General features: G+C 56.0%; 19 protein-coding genes. 12 read left to right on the top strand and 7 right to left on the bottom strand.

Going from position 1 to position 14958, the window contains the following annotated elements:
• The coding region (locus ERD80_RS15175; protein WP_248295862.1) for a carcinine hydrolase/isopenicillin-N N-acyltransferase family protein at positions 1 to 423 on the top strand (423 nt) is incomplete at its 5' end.
• A gap of 92 nt (positions 424 to 515) precedes the next feature.
• Here the strand turns inward: ERD80_RS15175 and ERD80_RS15170 are convergent.
• Positions 516 to 914 carry a tautomerase family protein gene (locus tag ERD80_RS15170; RefSeq protein ID WP_021508831.1) on the bottom strand — a complete coding sequence of 133 codons (399 nt, stop codon included), beginning with the start codon at positions 912 to 914 and terminating at the stop codon, positions 516 to 518.
• A 5-nt stretch (positions 915 to 919) separates the two neighbouring features.
• Positions 920 to 1222 (bottom strand): carboxymuconolactone decarboxylase family protein, encoded by a 303-nt coding sequence (locus tag ERD80_RS15165; protein WP_136547471.1) that lies wholly within the window; start codon positions 1220 to 1222, stop codon positions 920 to 922.
• A 99-nt stretch (positions 1223 to 1321) separates the two neighbouring features.
• On the opposite strand from ERD80_RS15165, the gene ERD80_RS15160 reads away from it, so the two are divergent.
• Positions 1322 to 2230, top strand: a complete 909-nt coding sequence (locus ERD80_RS15160) for a LysR substrate-binding domain-containing protein (RefSeq protein WP_088517449.1) — start codon at positions 1322 to 1324, stop codon at positions 2228 to 2230.
• A gap of 25 nt (positions 2231 to 2255) precedes the next feature.
• Here ERD80_RS15160 and ERD80_RS15155 read toward each other — a convergent pair whose 3' ends face one another.
• Positions 2256 to 3110, bottom strand: a complete 855-nt coding sequence (locus tag ERD80_RS15155) for a LysR family transcriptional regulator (protein ID WP_136547469.1) — start codon at positions 3108 to 3110, stop codon at positions 2256 to 2258.
• A 119-nt stretch (positions 3111 to 3229) separates the two neighbouring features.
• Here ERD80_RS15155 and ERD80_RS15150 point away from each other — a divergent pair, with 119 nt between their 5' ends.
• The 3 genes from ERD80_RS15150 to ERD80_RS15140 all read left to right on the top strand — a co-directional run bounded on the left by ERD80_RS15150 (position 3230) and on the right by ERD80_RS15140 (position 4817).
• Positions 3230 to 3976, top strand: a complete 747-nt coding sequence (locus ERD80_RS15150) for a glucose 1-dehydrogenase (RefSeq protein ID WP_136547467.1) — start codon at positions 3230 to 3232, stop codon at positions 3974 to 3976.
• A gap of 12 nt (positions 3977 to 3988) precedes the next feature.
• Positions 3989 to 4291, top strand: coding sequence for an EthD family reductase (locus ERD80_RS15145; protein WP_021508836.1), 303 nt, complete (start codon positions 3989 to 3991; stop codon positions 4289 to 4291).
• 214 nt (positions 4292 to 4505) lie between these two features.
• Complete coding sequence (locus tag ERD80_RS15140) at positions 4506 to 4817, top strand: cupin (protein WP_058770395.1); 312 nt, start codon at positions 4506 to 4508, stop codon at positions 4815 to 4817.
• Between the two features lie 19 nt (positions 4818 to 4836).
• On the opposite strand, the gene ERD80_RS15135 is transcribed toward ERD80_RS15140, so the two are convergent.
• Positions 4837 to 5322: a helix-turn-helix domain-containing protein gene (locus tag ERD80_RS15135; RefSeq protein WP_058770394.1), complete on the bottom strand. Its 486-nt coding sequence runs from the start codon at positions 5320 to 5322 to the stop codon at positions 4837 to 4839.
• A gap of 127 nt (positions 5323 to 5449) precedes the next feature.
• Here ERD80_RS15135 and ERD80_RS15130 point away from each other — a divergent pair, with 127 nt between their 5' ends.
• Positions 5450 to 6661, top strand: a complete 1212-nt coding sequence (locus tag ERD80_RS15130) for an MFS transporter (RefSeq protein WP_136547465.1) — start codon at positions 5450 to 5452, stop codon at positions 6659 to 6661.
• Positions 6658 to 7548 carry an EamA family transporter gene (locus ERD80_RS15125; RefSeq protein WP_136547463.1) on the top strand — a complete coding sequence of 297 codons (891 nt, stop codon included), beginning with the start codon at positions 6658 to 6660 and terminating at the stop codon, positions 7546 to 7548. Before ERD80_RS15130 ends, ERD80_RS15125 begins: the two co-directional genes overlap by 4 nt.
• 75 nt (positions 7549 to 7623) lie before the next feature.
• Here ERD80_RS15125 and ERD80_RS15120 read toward each other — a convergent pair whose 3' ends face one another.
• Together ERD80_RS15120 and ERD80_RS15115 are read right to left on the bottom strand one after the other, a co-directional pair.
• On the bottom strand, positions 7624 to 9396 hold the full coding sequence (locus tag ERD80_RS15120) for a methyl-accepting chemotaxis protein (RefSeq protein ID WP_233210709.1): 1773 nt from the start codon (positions 9394 to 9396) through the stop codon (positions 7624 to 7626).
• A 389-nt stretch (positions 9397 to 9785) separates the two neighbouring features.
• A complete protein-coding gene (locus ERD80_RS15115; RefSeq protein WP_136547461.1) occupies positions 9786 to 10724 on the bottom strand; it encodes an aromatic alcohol reductase in 939 nt (312 codons plus the stop codon).
• Between the two features lie 84 nt (positions 10725 to 10808).
• Between ERD80_RS15115 and ERD80_RS15110 the strand changes: the two genes are divergently transcribed.
• Positions 10809 to 11216 carry a helix-turn-helix domain-containing protein gene (locus ERD80_RS15110; RefSeq protein WP_136547459.1) on the top strand — a complete coding sequence of 136 codons (408 nt, stop codon included), beginning with the start codon at positions 10809 to 10811 and terminating at the stop codon, positions 11214 to 11216.
• 82 nt (positions 11217 to 11298) lie between these two features.
• On the opposite strand, the gene ERD80_RS15105 is transcribed toward ERD80_RS15110, so the two are convergent.
• A complete protein-coding gene (locus tag ERD80_RS15105; protein ID WP_199188981.1) occupies positions 11299 to 11703 on the bottom strand; it encodes a helix-turn-helix domain-containing protein in 405 nt (134 codons plus the stop codon).
• Positions 11704 to 11733: 30 nt separating this feature from the next.
• On the opposite strand from ERD80_RS15105, the gene ERD80_RS15100 reads away from it, so the two are divergent.
• The 4 genes from ERD80_RS15100 to ERD80_RS15085 all read left to right on the top strand — a co-directional run.
• Positions 11734 to 12543 carry an SDR family NAD(P)-dependent oxidoreductase gene (locus ERD80_RS15100; protein ID WP_136547457.1) on the top strand — a complete coding sequence of 270 codons (810 nt, stop codon included), beginning with the start codon at positions 11734 to 11736 and terminating at the stop codon, positions 12541 to 12543.
• A 242-nt stretch (positions 12544 to 12785) separates the two neighbouring features.
• Positions 12786 to 13802 (top strand): ABC transporter substrate-binding protein, encoded by a 1017-nt coding sequence (locus tag ERD80_RS15095; protein ID WP_031279962.1) that lies wholly within the window; start codon positions 12786 to 12788, stop codon positions 13800 to 13802.
• Positions 13799 to 14830, top strand: a complete 1032-nt coding sequence (locus tag ERD80_RS15090) for an iron chelate uptake ABC transporter family permease subunit (protein ID WP_104093446.1) — start codon at positions 13799 to 13801, stop codon at positions 14828 to 14830. Before ERD80_RS15095 ends, ERD80_RS15090 begins: the two co-directional genes overlap by 4 nt.
• Positions 14827 to 14958, top strand: a 132-nt coding sequence (locus tag ERD80_RS15085) for an ATP-binding cassette domain-containing protein (protein WP_248295863.1), incomplete at its 3' end; no start/stop codon positions are given. The genes ERD80_RS15090 and ERD80_RS15085, both read left to right, overlap by 4 nt.

Raw genomic sequence — 14958 nt, 5'->3', positions numbered from 1 at the left:
CGCGCCGGCGCGTTTCACCACACGCTGGGGCAGCAGGGCGATAGCCGCCTGATCAGTATTGAAGCGACAGGCTCAGGCTGTTCAGTGATCCCACTGACTGCGCCTTTCGGGCACGCTAACCATCTTATTCACCCGCAGCTTGCCGCCGTCGAACAGGTGGTCACCGCCAGTTCCGGCTCGCGCCAGCAGCGTCTGGAGACATGGCTGACGACGCAAACGGCGGTAGATGGCGCGGCGGCTAAGGCGATTTTATCGGATCAGCAGGATGCAGCATTGCCGATTTACCGGCTGTCGCCGCAGGATCCGGATGAGGAAAATACCCTCGCCACGGCTATTTTTACCCTGAGTGATGACGCGGTGACGTGGCAGATCTTCACGCGCGACCGCCAGCGCGCCGCTTTGCAATCTGCTGGTCGTCAATGAGTTGTTATTTTTAATCTCCACCGCCCATCACTGAAGCCTTACAGTGATTGCTGGCAGCGCGCTAACCTGCGCTGCCAGCAATACTGACTATGTTACTCGTGGAAACGCGCTTCTTCGGACATCAGACATCCGTCGCTGAAACTCCAGTCATCGACGGTGTTAAACTGAATAATCACCATCACATCCTGCGGATCGATATCCAGCGATTGCGAGAGTTGCTGACACAATCTGCGACACAGCTTGTGCTTCTGTTCGCGGCTGCGCGGCTTGCCCGCAGTAATCATGAACTGAACAAAATTCTCTGAACGCCCGCGGCTTTTATAGTGGCGATCAAACACCCTTAGCCGTGCCGGCAGTTCTTCAAATACCTGAAAGCGGTCGCCGGGTGGAACGGCAAATTCGTCCTCCAGACTCTGTTGCAGGATGTCGGAAATCTGCGTTAATTGCGCGTCGCTGTAACCCTGACGCAGTATGATGCGGGTAAAAGGCATGAGGGTTACGCCTCTTCCAGAGAGCTTAGCGCTGACACCGCCGCCGGCCAGCCGGCATAAAAGGCCAGATGGGTGAACACTTCGACGATCTCTTCTCGTGCCAGGCCATTTTGTTGCGCGAATTCGATATGCCACGGTAGCTGTTGCACTCGCCCCAGCGCCGTCAGTGCGGCCAGCGTAATCAGGCTGCGTTCGCGCGGCGTAAGCGCGTCACGTTGCCAGATGTCATCGAAAAGAACCTGCTGACTGAGTTCGGCCAGCTTTGGCGCGATGCGCGCCAGCGTTTTACTATCAAGTGTTTTTGCCATGATGTTTCTCCGTATTGACTCAGCCGCGATTGTGGCGAAACATAACCATCCTGAAAATCAAATAAAACACCGTCATTCATCCCATAAATCAGGACGATTATGCAAAAGTTAGCTCAGACGCTGGATCTGGATGCGCTACGCAGTTTTGTCACCGGCATGGAGTGTGGCAGTTTTGCGCAGGCCGCCGTGCGGCTCTGTCGATCCACTTCGGCGGTCAGCGCCCAGCTAAAAAAGCTGGAGCAGCAATGTGGCAGCAAGCTGGTGGTGAAAAGCGGGCGTCATCTGGCGTTAACCCGTGAGGGGGAAGTGATGATGGGTTATGCCCGCCGTCTGCTGGCATTGAACGACGAAGCACTGTGCACCTTCAGCGGTGTAGGGCTGCAGGGGGAAGTGCGCCTGGGCATGCAGGAAGATTTTGGCGACACCCTGATGCCCGGTATTCTGGGCGAATTTACACGCCATCATCCCGGGCTGCAGATTATCGCCCGCGTGGCACGTAATCAGGAGCTGCTTGCAGCGCTGGACAGCGATGCTCTTGATATGGCGCTGCTGTGGCAGGCACAACCGCTGCAGCGTAAAGGCGTGTTGATCGGCCAGTTCCCGCTGGAGTGGATCGCCCACCCCGACTGCGACGTCAGCGCGATGATAAGCCAGGGCGAACCGCTGCCGCTGGTGATGTTTGATAATCCCTGCCTGATGCGCTCGCGCGCCATCGACAGTCTGGACCGGGCGGGCATTGCATGGCGAATCGTGTTTGTCAGCCATAGCCTGAGCGGCATCTGGGCGGCGGTGCGGGCCGGTCTGGGGATCACCGTGCGCACGCGGGTCGGCATGCCCGCTAACCTGGTGAGCGCCGGCAATGTTTTGCCGCCGCTGGGCGCGCTGGGCGTTACGCTGGAACAAAAAAGTGGCAGCCAGACTGAACCGAATGCGCAAAACCTGCTGGCCAGACTGATGGAAAATGCGCTGCGCAGCATAGAGCCGTTACCGGGTCTGAGGCCCGCCTGAATTGCTGCGCTAATCCCTGCGACAGTTACTTCGCAATCAGCAGCGCATCGGCGATATCCAGCATGGCGCGCAGGCGATCCATGTGCCGCAGATCCTGATGATAGCCTACCCAGATATCGCGCGAAGGCGGTGGCTGCGGGGTGGCAATCCGCTGCAGTCCGGCGGTGGCATCGCCCAGCGGCTGGGGTAACACCGCCACGCCCATGCCGCGCCGGCACATCTGCGCCTGCACCGCCCGGCTGGTGCTGGTAAAAGCCCGCCGTGACTGTGGAAATTGATCGAGCAGCCAGACGACGTCCGGAAAATGCGCTTGCGCGGTATTCATCAGGATCAGCCCCACTGAGGCGGGGTCGTGTTGCAATGCGCGGGCATTTTCAGGCGTGCCGTATAACGCATAGGGCATGCTCATCAGGCGCCGCTGGACAATATCCGGCTCGGTAAAAGGCACAATGCGAAAAGCCACGTCGGCGTCGCGCCGCGACAGATTGAGCAAACGGTAGCTGGCGATGATTTCCGGCACGATAGCGGGATGGCGCTGTGTCAGCTCGCTCAGTACCGGTGCCAGCACGGCGGTGGCAAACCACTCGGCACAGGAGATGCGCAAAATGCCTTCCAGCCGCGGGTGATTGCCTGCAAGCCGTCTCTCCATCGCCAGCGCAGCATTTTCCATACTTTCCGCCAGGCCCAGCACGGCGTCACCGGCATCGGTTAACACCAGGCCATCCGGCGTGCGGCGAAACAGCGCCTGATGGGCCTGCGCTTCCAGCACCTTAATGCGACGACCCACGGTCGGATGGCTGACGCCGAGCCGGCGCGCGGCCTCGCCATAGGATCCGCTGCGCATCACCGCCAGAAAGATCCGTACATCGCTCCATTCCATTGCGCTTGCTCCCGTTCAAAAATGAACGTCGAATATACAAAAATGGCAGTTCTCAAACAACTTTGTAGCTATCACCATAACGGCATCATCCAGACTGAACTGATTGAGGATTGCAGAACATGAAAAAGCTTCAGGACAAAGTCGCCCTCGTAACCGGCGCATCTAAAGGCATTGGTGCGGCGATTGCCCGCCAGCTGGCCGCCGACGGCGCAAAGATCGTCGTCAACTATGCCGCCGATAAAAACGGGGCGGATAAGGTGGTCGCCGCTATTGAGGCTGCCGGTGGCACGGCGGTGGCGCTGGCAGCGGATGTCACCGATCAGCCGCAGGTTGAGGCACTCATTCAATCTACCCTCGCGCAGTTTGGCCGGCTGGATATTGTGGTGAACAATGCCGGTGTGTATCAGTTTGCGAAGATTGAAGAGAGCAGCGAAGCGCTGTATCGCAAGCAGTTTGACATCAATGTGCTCGGGCCGCTGCTGGTGACAGGCGCCGCCGTGCCACATCTGGGCAAGGGCAGCAGCATTATCAATATCAGCTCATTCGTGACGCGGGTATTTCTGGCGGAGAGCGCTATTTACAGCGGCAGCAAAGGCGCGATTGATGCCATTACCGGCGTGCTGGCGCGCGAACTCGGCCCGCGCGGCATCCGCGTCAACGCGGTCAATCCTGGGTTAATCGAAACCGAAGGCACGCACAGCACCGGCGCGATGGGATCGGAGTTTCAGCGCTGGAATGAAAGCCAGACGCCGCTTGGCCGTATTGGCCAGGTGCAGGATATTGCGCCGATTGTGGCTTATCTCGCTTCCGACGATGCCGGATGGGTGACGGGCGAGGTGATGATGGCGTCAGGCGGCATGCGTTAACGGGAGAAAAGGATGCATCAGATGATGGTGGTGTGCGTCGGCGATGAAACCCATCGCTTTGACCGCGACTATTATACCCACACGCACCTGCCGCTGGCGCTGGCGTGCTGGCAGGATTATGGGCTCATTTCGGCGGAAGCGTTCTATCCCGCTTCAGACCGCAGCGGCTGGCTCTCCATCGGTGTTTACACGTTTGCCTGTCAGCAGGATGTCAACCGGGCGCTGGAGTCCGAACAAACCAAAAGGGTGATGGCAGATGTGGTGCATTTTACCGACGCCACCACGGTGATTCGCAGCCATTTCATTCCCTTCTGAACGGCAGCGACGCCGCCGCGCGGTTATGCCCTCCATTCACCGGTTTGATAGCCTGCTTAATGAACGTATTGTGCATTAAGCAGGCATCCCGGCAGCAACAACGGGACGCGCTGGTGCCAAATCAGGACAAACCAATCCCTGAATCTGGTACGCGGCGCTGCCTTTTGCTATTTCATGTGTGAGCTATCACCGCAGCAGCACACAGGATGCAAACATGAATTTTTACAGCAGCAGAGAATTTACGGGTTCCAAAGCCTGGGAGTCTCAGCATATTGCCAGCTTCGATAACATCAGCGTTAAACTGCACTGGACCGATCAACCCTACAAATGGCATATCAATGACGGACAAGAGGTGTTTGCCGTTATGGATGGTTGCGTTGACATGTTCTACAAAGAAAACGGTGAAGTGAGAACCCAACGATTAACCGCCGGTGATATTTTTTATGCCAGCGAAGGCACTGAACACGTCGCACATCCACAGGGCGTAGCCCGGGTGCTGGTGATTGAACAAGCGGGATCGGTTTGATGCGACGCCTCAACCCCAGTTATTTCACGCTCGACGAAGCCTGATCAGCGCGATTACCGGCTATGACGCGCCGGCGATGGCAGTCGGCGGGATCGAGCCGTTCTCCCCGGGCAGAATACACGGCCAGTTCAGGTAACGGTTCGCCGTTGGCGTTATCCAGCAATACCGAGTGAGTCTCGCCTTTTTCAAACAGATAACGCTCTCCCCACTGGCGCATCGCCACGACTATTGGGAAGACGGCTCGTCCCCGTTCGGTCAGCAAATATTCCTTGTAGGCGCTGCCATCTGACGCCGGACAACTCTCAAGCACACCGACCTCAACCAGCAGTTTCAGCCGTGACGCCAGGATATTTTTTGCCAGCCCAAGGTTTTTCTGGAAATCACTGAAGCGGCGCACATCATCAAACGCTTCACGGATGATCATCAGACACCAGCGTTCGCCAATCACCTCCACGGTCCGGGCGACCGGGCATTCGCTGGTTCTGAGCGCTTCCTGTTTGGCCATCTTCTCTCTCACTCTGCTGATTTACTGACGGCAGCTTAGCCTTCAGCAAAACAAGTTGCAAAAAAAAACCACCGCTGCTACTTATAGAATAAATCGGTTTCAAAAAAAAACCACATAGGAATGCAACATGACTTGCACCAGTGACACCCCTGCAACCTCTGAGGTGCCTCTTTCGCCGGCGACGTCCTCAGTGCTGTCGCCTCACATCATTTTTCTGCTCTCACTGACCTGTGCGCTGGCTGTCGGCAATGTCTATTCTGCCCAGCCATTGCTGGAATCCATCTCCGCAACGCTGCAGGTTTCGCCCGGCACCATCGGCCTGGTCATCACGGCAACGCAGGCGGGTTATGCCATAGGATTGTTTTTGCTGGTGCCGCTCGGCGATCGCTTTGATCGCAAAAAGCTGGTGGTCACGCACCTGCTGCTGTCGGTGCTGGCCCTGGTCGCGGCGGCGTTAGCAGAGAGTTTGCTGGCGCTGCTGGTGGCGATGCTGCTGGTGGGTTTGATGGCGGTGGTGACGCAAACCGTGGTGGCGTGGGCCGCTATCCTGGCGGCACCGGCTCAGCGTGGCAAGGTGGTAGGCAGCGTCACCAGTGGCATCGTCATGGGCATACTGCTGGCGCGCCTGGTCTCTGGCATCATCGCCGATATCGCCGGCTGGCGGGCGGTGTATATGACCTCAGCCGCGCTGATGCTGCTGATTACCGTGCTGCTGATGAAAGTGATACCTGCTGCCGGTCCGCAGAACACAGCCACTTCCGTGGCCGGGCTGCTGGGGTCTGTCCCGCGTCTTTTCGTCACCGAGCCCTTGTTGCGTCAGCGCGGCGCGCTGGCTCTGCTGATTTTTGCCGCGTTCAGCATGTTGTGGAGTTCCATGGTTTTGCCGCTCACGGCCATGTCGCTTTCCCATACGCAAACAGGGCTGTTTGGTCTGGCTGGGATAGCCGGAGCGCTGGCGGCTTCCAGAAGTGGCGCCTGGGCTGACAGGGGAACCGGGCAGCGCGCCAGCGGATGCGCACTGGTTTTACTAACGCTCTCGTGGCTTCCCATCGCCTTCGCGCAGACTTCTTTATTATTGCTGGTTATTGGCGTGATCATGCTGGATTTCGCGGTGCAGACGGTGCATGTCATCAACCAGAGCATGCTGATTGCCGGCAAACCCGCTATCACCAGCCGGCTTATCGGTGCCTATATGTGTTTTTATGCGGCAGGCAGCGCGCTGGGCGCTATTACTGCCACCCAACTCTATGCGCACTGGGGATGGTATGCAGTGTGCAGCGGCGGGGCACTGGTCAGTGCCTGCGCACTTATTCTCTGGTATGGAACACGTCAATCATGAAATTATCACACCTGCTGCTGGCCATCGGTATTACCGCCATCTGGGGCATTAATTTTTCGGTGATTAAATTAGGGTTGCACGCCATCGATCCATTTATTCTGGCAGGGCTGCGTTTTACGCTGTGTGCCATCCCGGCGCTCTTCTTTATTAAAAAACCTGACGTCCCGTGGCGCTACCTTATTGGCTACGGACTGGTGTTCGGCATTGGCTTGTGGGGCCTGGTCAATCTGGGGATAAAAACCGGGCTGTCGGCGGGGATCGCCTCGCTGGTGCTGCAGTTCAGTGCCTTTTTCACTCTGCTGCTCGGCAGTTATGTGTTTAAAGAACAGCTCAGCCGCTATCAGATCGCTGGCTTTGTGCTGGCGTGCAGCGGATTGATGAGCATTGTGTTTATTACCGACGGCTCGGTGACGTTTGCCGGGTTGCTGCTGGTGCTGGCAGGCGCCATAGCCTGGAGTATTGCCAATATCATCATGAAAAAAGCCGGCACGAAGCAGGTATTCGCGTTTCTGGTCTGGTCGAGCGCCTTTTCGCCGCTTCCGCTTTTTCTGCTGGACGGATTAATTAATGGCAGCGCGGGCTACAGCGCATTAATCAGCCATATGGATACCCGTGCGATATTGTCCATTCTGTTTCAGGTTTACCCCAATACGTTATTAGGCTACTGGATCTGGAATTCATTGCTTAAGCAGTATCCTGTCTCCACCGTCGCGCCATTATCGCTGCTGGTGCCGGTATTCGGCATTCTCGGTTCGATGATGATATTTGGTGAAGTTATTTCTCCGATGAAAATCCTGGCGCTGGTACTGATTATTACCGGGCTGGCGGTTGGCTTATATGGACAACGCATCAAACGTTATTTCATTCCGCAGTCGGATTCGCTGTGATCAGCAGCCCGCTGATGAGCCGTGATCCGACAAGAGCGGGCATCCCGCCCGCTCTCTCTGTCAGTGAAAATCCGCTTACTGCACCACGAAACGCGCGACTGAGCCTTCCAGTGTCGACGCCTGATCGCGCAGTGCGCTGGCGGCGGCCGATGATTCCTGCACCAGCGCGGCGTTCTGCTGCGTCACGCTGTCCATCTGAACGATAGCGACGCCGACCTGCGAAATGCCGCGATTCTGCTCATCGGATGCCTGCGCGATTTCGGCGAGGATGCTGGTTACGTTGCCAACGGAATGTACAATTTCATCCATGGTTTTACCGGCCTGACCCACCAGCTGTGAACCACTGCTGATACGCGCGACCGATTCGCCAATCAGGGTTTCGATCTCTTTGGCCGCCTGAGCGCTGCGCTGCGCCAGACTGCGCACCTCACTGGCGACCACGGCAAAGCCGCGTCCCTGCTCACCGGCGCGCGCTGCTTCTACTGCTGCGTTTAACGCCAGGATATTGGTCTGGAAAGCAATGCTGTTAATGACGGTGGTGATTTCGGCGATTTTGCCGGAGCTGGCACTGATCTGGTCCATGGTTTCAACCACGCCTTTGACCAGCGAGCCGCCCTGATTAGCCTTCTCCGAAGTGGCACGCGCCAGTTCGCTGGAGTGATGAATGTTTTCCACGTTCTGCTTCACGGTAGCGGTTAACTGCTCCATGCTGGCTGCCGTCTGCTCCAGCGCGGCCGCCTGCTCCTCGGTGCGGGCGGAAAGATCGTTATTGCCTGCAGCAATTTCTGCGGAAGCGTGGCTGACCTGCATCACGCCGCTGCGAATGTTACCAATGATGCCGCGCAGATCGTTGCTCATCTCACCGACCGCCTGCATCAGCTCGCCCAGTTCGTCCTTACGCGAAGTTTGCAGCTGTACGCTCAAATCTCCTTGCGCAATCTGCCGCGCGACGTTCAGTGTTACCGCTAAAGGACGGGTAATCTGCCGGGTGATAAACACCGCAATCAGAATGCTGATTACCACAGCCGCCGCCAGGATCAGCGACATCCACAGAATTGCCCGGGCGATATCCTGGTGCGTGGCGGCCAGCTGCTGGGTAAATAATTGATTACTGGTATTGGTCAGATGCAGGCCCGCGATGGCAAGCTGGCGGGTCGCTTCCACTTCTTCTTCCGCGGAGGCGTTGTAGTCCTGCACGCTGTCGCGTCTGGCCGCCAGCGTTACGGCAATTTTATCCAGCGCGTTGCTGTCATCAGCGCTCAGGCGTGGTCGAGCCTGGTCAATGAGTTGAATCGTTTCAGCTATAAAGCCTGACAAAGCCAGACGGTTTTCCTCAGTGTTGTCCAGCGCCATCAGCTTTACGCGAATACTAATACCGTTCAGATATTTAGCGATTTCAGTGAGCGCGGTTGCCGTATCCTGCTGTGTGCTGACGTAGTTTCTGGCCAGCGCGGCAACCGCCGTGGTTTCGTCACTGAAGCGCAGCGCCTGCAGAATGCTCTGGCGCTTATGCACTTCATTCACCGTTTCTGCACGATGCTGACGATAAAGGTTCATCGCAGCAGGCAGAGAGGCAATCAGCGCGGTCTGCGCGCTATCCCATTGCCAGGTTTTCAGCTGGTTGATACTGCCCTCAATCGCCTGCAGTCGCGATTCGTTGTCGGCAATGAATTTTTCATCGTGGGTTTTTACGTATTGCAGGCGGGCATCTTTAGCCTGCGCGAACTGATCGTTGATGCCTTTCAACTGGCTGAGTTTTTCCGCACGTTCCGCGATGTCGTGCAGATTTTTGATGCCACAGGAAGCTACAGCAATGCTGAGAGTAAGCAGCACACCAAACCCGAGCATGAGTTTTCTGCTGACTCTGATATCTTCCAAAAAAACACGTATTTTTTTCATTAAGGTGAATCTCCCTGGTTGTTGTTGTCCACGCTTTTGCCTGATGGCAATGGCGTTATCGGCAGGGAGATGATTAATTTCAATTAAAATAATTAAAAAACATATAATCACCTAAATTTATTAGATGTGCTATGCCAGGGGAAGGGTTGCAACGGTAGGGCAGGCGGGGAGCTCGAATTTTCTGTTTTATGCTGGTACTGATTTTGGCGGATAGCGGTGCGGGGGAAAGTATTGACGCAACCTGCCGGTTTGTCAAAGCGCCGGGATTTCAGGCGAATGGCCCGATAGCCCTCAGGCCAGGCGTTGCGCCTGAGGACATTCCGCTACGCCTGAAATCCTCAGGACTCCGCTGGCTGATTCGTCAGCCACTGAGCGGCGCTGGTGGTGGCAATGTGCTCGCGGTAGTTAAACGTTTCCTGTTTAGGCCATGCCACACCGTCCGGACGGGCAAAGGCCAGCCGGTAGGCCGCGCCAGTGTCATGGGGATGACGTTCTGCATTTTCCCTTAGCCTTTCCCGGCTAAGTAATACTCGCCTGACCGCGCTTTTCCAGTGAGATTGCATCAGGTCAGCCAGCTCTGCGTAAGTCAGCGTATCGCCAGCAATATAAACAATGTCGTTCTGAAAAGCGGGCTGATGAAAGAAGATATCGGCTGTCAGCTGCCCGATGTCGTCTGGCGTGGTGAGTGTCAGGGCATAGTTCCAGTCACCGAGGGCATAAACCGTTTTATTCCCGGCATCGATCACGCCAAAATCGGGTTCAAACAGATAGCTGGTAAAAATACCGGTCGAAACAATTACCCAGTCAGTGTTGCTTTGGGCGCGCAGCAGGTGGCGCACTTCAAGCTGCTCATCCCACACCGGTTGCCCACTCTCTTTGCCGATAACGTCATAATCCACGCCAAACTGCCAGGGAAAATAGCGGGCGACACCCGCCTTGAGCACGGCCTGAGTGATTCTGAGCTGCGTTCCCGGCCCGCCGACAAAACCACTGCAATTAATGATGGCATCATAAGAGCGAAATAATGCTGAGAGTTCGCTCAGGCTATTTTTCTGCAGGTCGCCTTCAGCCACAGTGATATTTAGCTTTTGCAGCGCATCCAGCCGGGTTTTAAGTGGGCCGGACGTGGCATGTGCAGCCTCGCTTCTGAGTAATACACTCATTTTAATCAGTGGATGCTGCTGCACTTTTTTAGCCATAGCGTTTAACACCGCCATGCCTAATTCTCCTGCGCCGAGGATAAGAATATTTTCGACATGTTGATCAACGGGTAGCATGCTTGTCTCCTTGGGTTATATCCGTCATCCTGACAGCGGACAAACCCTGATTCAATCAGGTACACCCGTGATACCGGAGGAGAGATGGAACCTAATCGCGAAGCCCTGCTGCAGTTTTCCAGACAATTTTGTGAGGCGTTGAGTCACGATGATGAAACATTAAAGCGTGAAATTCTTTCTCACGCCGGCAATCGCTGGTCGTTGGGTATATTGCATATTCTGGCCACCCATGGACCGTTGCGCCATGCAGAAATGGGTCGTTTACTGCATGGCGTCACGCAACGAATGCTGACGCGCACACTGCGTACGCTTGAGCGTGACGGTCTTATTTCCCGCTGTGATTATCAGGAAAAAGTACCGCGTGTCGTTTATACGGCCACGGAGGCGGGCGAAGAAATGATGATGAAAATGATGCCTCTCTGGGCGTGGATTATTTCGTCGGCCGACTATTTTAAGCAAAGCAGGATTACGTTTGATACTCCTCATCAGTAATGGCATTAAATCGCGTGATGACGACCTTGCTGAGGATGCGTGATTATTTCCCTGCTGCCAATAGTGCAATTTTTTTGCACTATTAATCCTGTCCCGGTTTTGACAGGTTGTCTCGTGAGAATTCACGCATTGAGAGCAGCACGGGCATCAGATTATGGCCTGCATGCGTGAGTGCGTATTCAACACGTGGGGGCTGTTCACCAAAATCAGTGCGGGTTATCAGCCCATCACGTTCAAGCTTGCGCAAATGTTGAGTCAGTACTTTATGCGATATCTCCGGCATGCTCTTCATGAATTGCGAGTGACGCATCACAGGCTCCGCAAATAATCTGAATAAAATCTGCAGTGTCCATCTGCCGGAAATAATAGTTAAACATTGCGTGACATAAGCGACCGAACCTTCTGGTCCGAGACAACGTGTTTTCTCATCATCGCCTACAGGCACTTTCAGGTGCGTAATTGATTCATTCATCAGTTTATTTTCCAATAGATTTTTCACGTATTCTGGAGAACAGTAATGGATCTGAAACTCGACGGCAAAATTGCTCTGATAACGGGTAGCACCAAAGGTATTGGAGAAGCGGTAGCCAGAGGGCTTGCCGCTGAAGGCACCCGCGTTATTATACATGGCCGGGATCCAGCTAAAGCTGAAAATATCGCCAGCGATATCTTAAAGCAAGGTGGACAAGCATACGCAGTAACGGGAGATTTAACCCGTGAGGCAGATATTCAACTGCTTTATCAGCAAGTCTGTTCGCTTGTACAATCCGTTGATATTGTTGTTAATAATGCGGGTGGCTCCGGCCCCACAGAGGACTGGACGTCTTCTTTGCCAGAAACCTGGGCGGCTGGGTATGATAAAAATGTCCTTTCAGCCTTACGTGTCATTAATCTTTTTCTTCCTGGGATGCGTGAACAAAAATGGGGCAGAATCATTAATATTTCGAGCCTGGCAGCGTTGATGCCTCCCGCCAGGCGTCCGGATTATGCTGCTGCTAAAGCAGGGATTATTGCCATGACCTCATCGCTGGCAAAAGCGGTCGCACACGATGGCGTAACCGTAAATACTCTCTCACCGGGTACTATTCATAGTGCAAGCCTGGAAAAAGCATTTCGTCAAACGGCCAAAGATGCAGGGCTTTCAGCTGACGCGCCATGGGAAGATATTGAACAGGCCGTATTGCCCCTGTATGCCAATGTGCCCATGGCGCGCGTAGGGACGCTCAAAGAAATAGCGGACGCCATCACCTTTCTGGCCAGCCCGTTGTCGGGTTACATAACGGGTTCAAATTTAAGGCTTGATGGCGGTATGTGGCCCGGACTTTAAAACCAGCCGCACAACATCCTGAATAAAATCTCTGTTTCAGCTACTACTTCATTCGATGACATCATCAGAGCCGATTTAATTATCAGAACTGGGCGGGCTGCTGTTGCAGCCCTGCTCATACCCTAACGTCATCCTCTTCATGATGCGCGCAGTCCCGGTCGGTATGCCCAATCCTGTTTATTGACAGTCCACGCCTGGTCATGCATATTGTTATGTTATAACGTAACAATGAAAGTACCATGATGAAAAACTCGCTCTCCCTGATTATTGCGGCGCTGCTGTCGCTTCCTGTATTCAATGCTAATGCCAGTAACTATCCGCTCACCGTTGATAACTGCGGTGTCCAGGAAACCTTCGCTCATCCGCCTGCGCGTGTCGTCACCGTTGGCCAGCATGAAACGGAACTGCTGCTGGCGCTCGGTCTGGCAGATAAAATTGCCGCAACCTCGGTGTGGTTTGGCGCGCTGCCCGCCGATTTGCAAGGGCAGGGCAGCCAGCTTAAACGGCTGGCCGATAACGCCCCGGGCTTTGAAGCGGTGGTGGCGCAGCGCCCGGAGCTGGTGCTGGCGCAGTACAGCTGGCACGTCGGGCCGCAGGGTGAAGTCGCCACGCGTGAACAGTTTGAACAGCTCGGCATCCGAACCTGGATTTCGCCTGCCGACTGCATCGGCAAAGCCGTCACCACCACGTCCAATAGCGACGGTGCACGCACCACACCGTATGGGATCGAGGTGATCTTTGCGGAAATCAGCGCGCTGGCGCGCATTTTTGATGTGCCGGCGCGTGGCGAAGCGCTCAAACAGCAGCTGGCCGCTCGTATAGCACAGGTTCAGCAGCAGCTGCACAAATCGCCGTCAGCGCCGCTGAAGGTGGTTTACTGGTTTTCCAGCCCGCGCCTGAAAGGCGATCCCTGGGTCGCTGGCAATAAAGGGGCGCCGGGCTGGATCAGCCAGACGCTCGGTCTGACTAACATTATCGATTCAGACGAAGAGTGGCCGGCGGTTACCTGGGAACACATCGTCTCCGCGCAGCCGGACATCATCGTTATTGCCAGCATGGCGCGGCGGCTCTATCCCGCCGATGACGTCGCGGTTAAAAAACACTTTCTGCAAAGCGATCCGGTGACGCGTGAAATGCCAGCGGTGAAAAACGGCCACATTGTGGTGGTACCGGCGATGTCACTGAATCCCTCGTTGCGCAACGTAGAGGCCGTGGAGCTGATCGGTCAGCAGATCGCTGCTTTCGCACCTGCCCGATGAGCGCTCACGCTGTCTGTTACTGGCGCACCGGCCTGCTGATTGCTGCGGGCGCGCTCAGCCTGCCGGTGATGATGACGCTGGCCGCGGCGACCGGCGATGTCGCGATCGGCTTTACCCTGACCGCGCAGGCCATCACTAATGGTCTTGGCATCACCCATTACGACCTGCCGGCGCTGGAAGCCGGCATCGTCTGGCAATACCGCATGAGCCGCGCGCTGATGGCGGCGAGCAGCGGCGGCGGGCTGGCACTGTGTGGGCTGGTGTTGCAGTCGTTGCTGCGCAATTCGCTGGCCGACCCTTATCTGCTGGGGATTTCCGCCGGTGCATCAACCGGCGCGGTGTGCGTGATGCTGCTTGGCATCGGCGGCGGCGCCATCACCACCGGTGCCGGCGCGTTTGGCGGTGCCTGTCTTGCATTTATGCTGATTGTTCTGCTCTCCGGCGGCATGCGGGAAAACACCGCGCGCATCATTCTGGCCGGTATTGCCGGGACGCAATTATTTAATGCGCTGACCGCCTACATTGTCAGCACGGCGGCCAATGCTGAGCAGTCGCGCGGCGTGATGTTCTGGCTGCTCGGCAGCCTGAGCGGTGTGCGCTGGGCGGATGCTTTATTGTGTTTTGCCGTAACCCTCGCCGGTCTGCTGACTGTGCTCTACCATGCGCGCGCGCTGGATACCTTCTCGTTTGGCGCGGAAGTCTCCGCGACGCTGGGCACGCAGGTAGCAGCGGTGCGCATCGTATTACTGCTGACCACTGCGTTAGTGACGGCGGTGATCGTCAGCGCGATCGGTGCGGTCGGTTTTGTCGGGCTGGTGATCCCGCATATCACCCGCATGATTGCCGGGCCGCGTCATCTGGTGACGATTCCGCTCGCATTCCTGGGCGGCTGCCATTTCATGGTGATTGCCGACCTGGTATCGCGCACGTTAATCACCCATCAGGTGCTGCCAATAGGCGTGGTGACGGCGTTAGTCGGCGCCCCGGTGTTCGCCCTGATTCTGTATCGCAACCGGGAGAAATCATGAAGTATGTCGCGGTGGATAAACTGAGCGTGACGCTACAGGCGCGCAGCGTGTTATCTGACATCAGTTTTGCGGCGCAGCGGGGACAAACGGTCGGGTTGCTCGGCCCCAATGGCTCGGGCAAATCGACG

This window comes from Pantoea sp. R102 (assembly GCF_004916815.1).
Taxonomy (GTDB): Bacteria; Pseudomonadota; Gammaproteobacteria; order Enterobacterales; family Enterobacteriaceae; genus Pantoea; species Pantoea dispersa.
The sequence above is the reverse complement of the archived record's forward strand: the minus strand, read 5'-3'. Positions and strand labels throughout refer to the sequence as shown.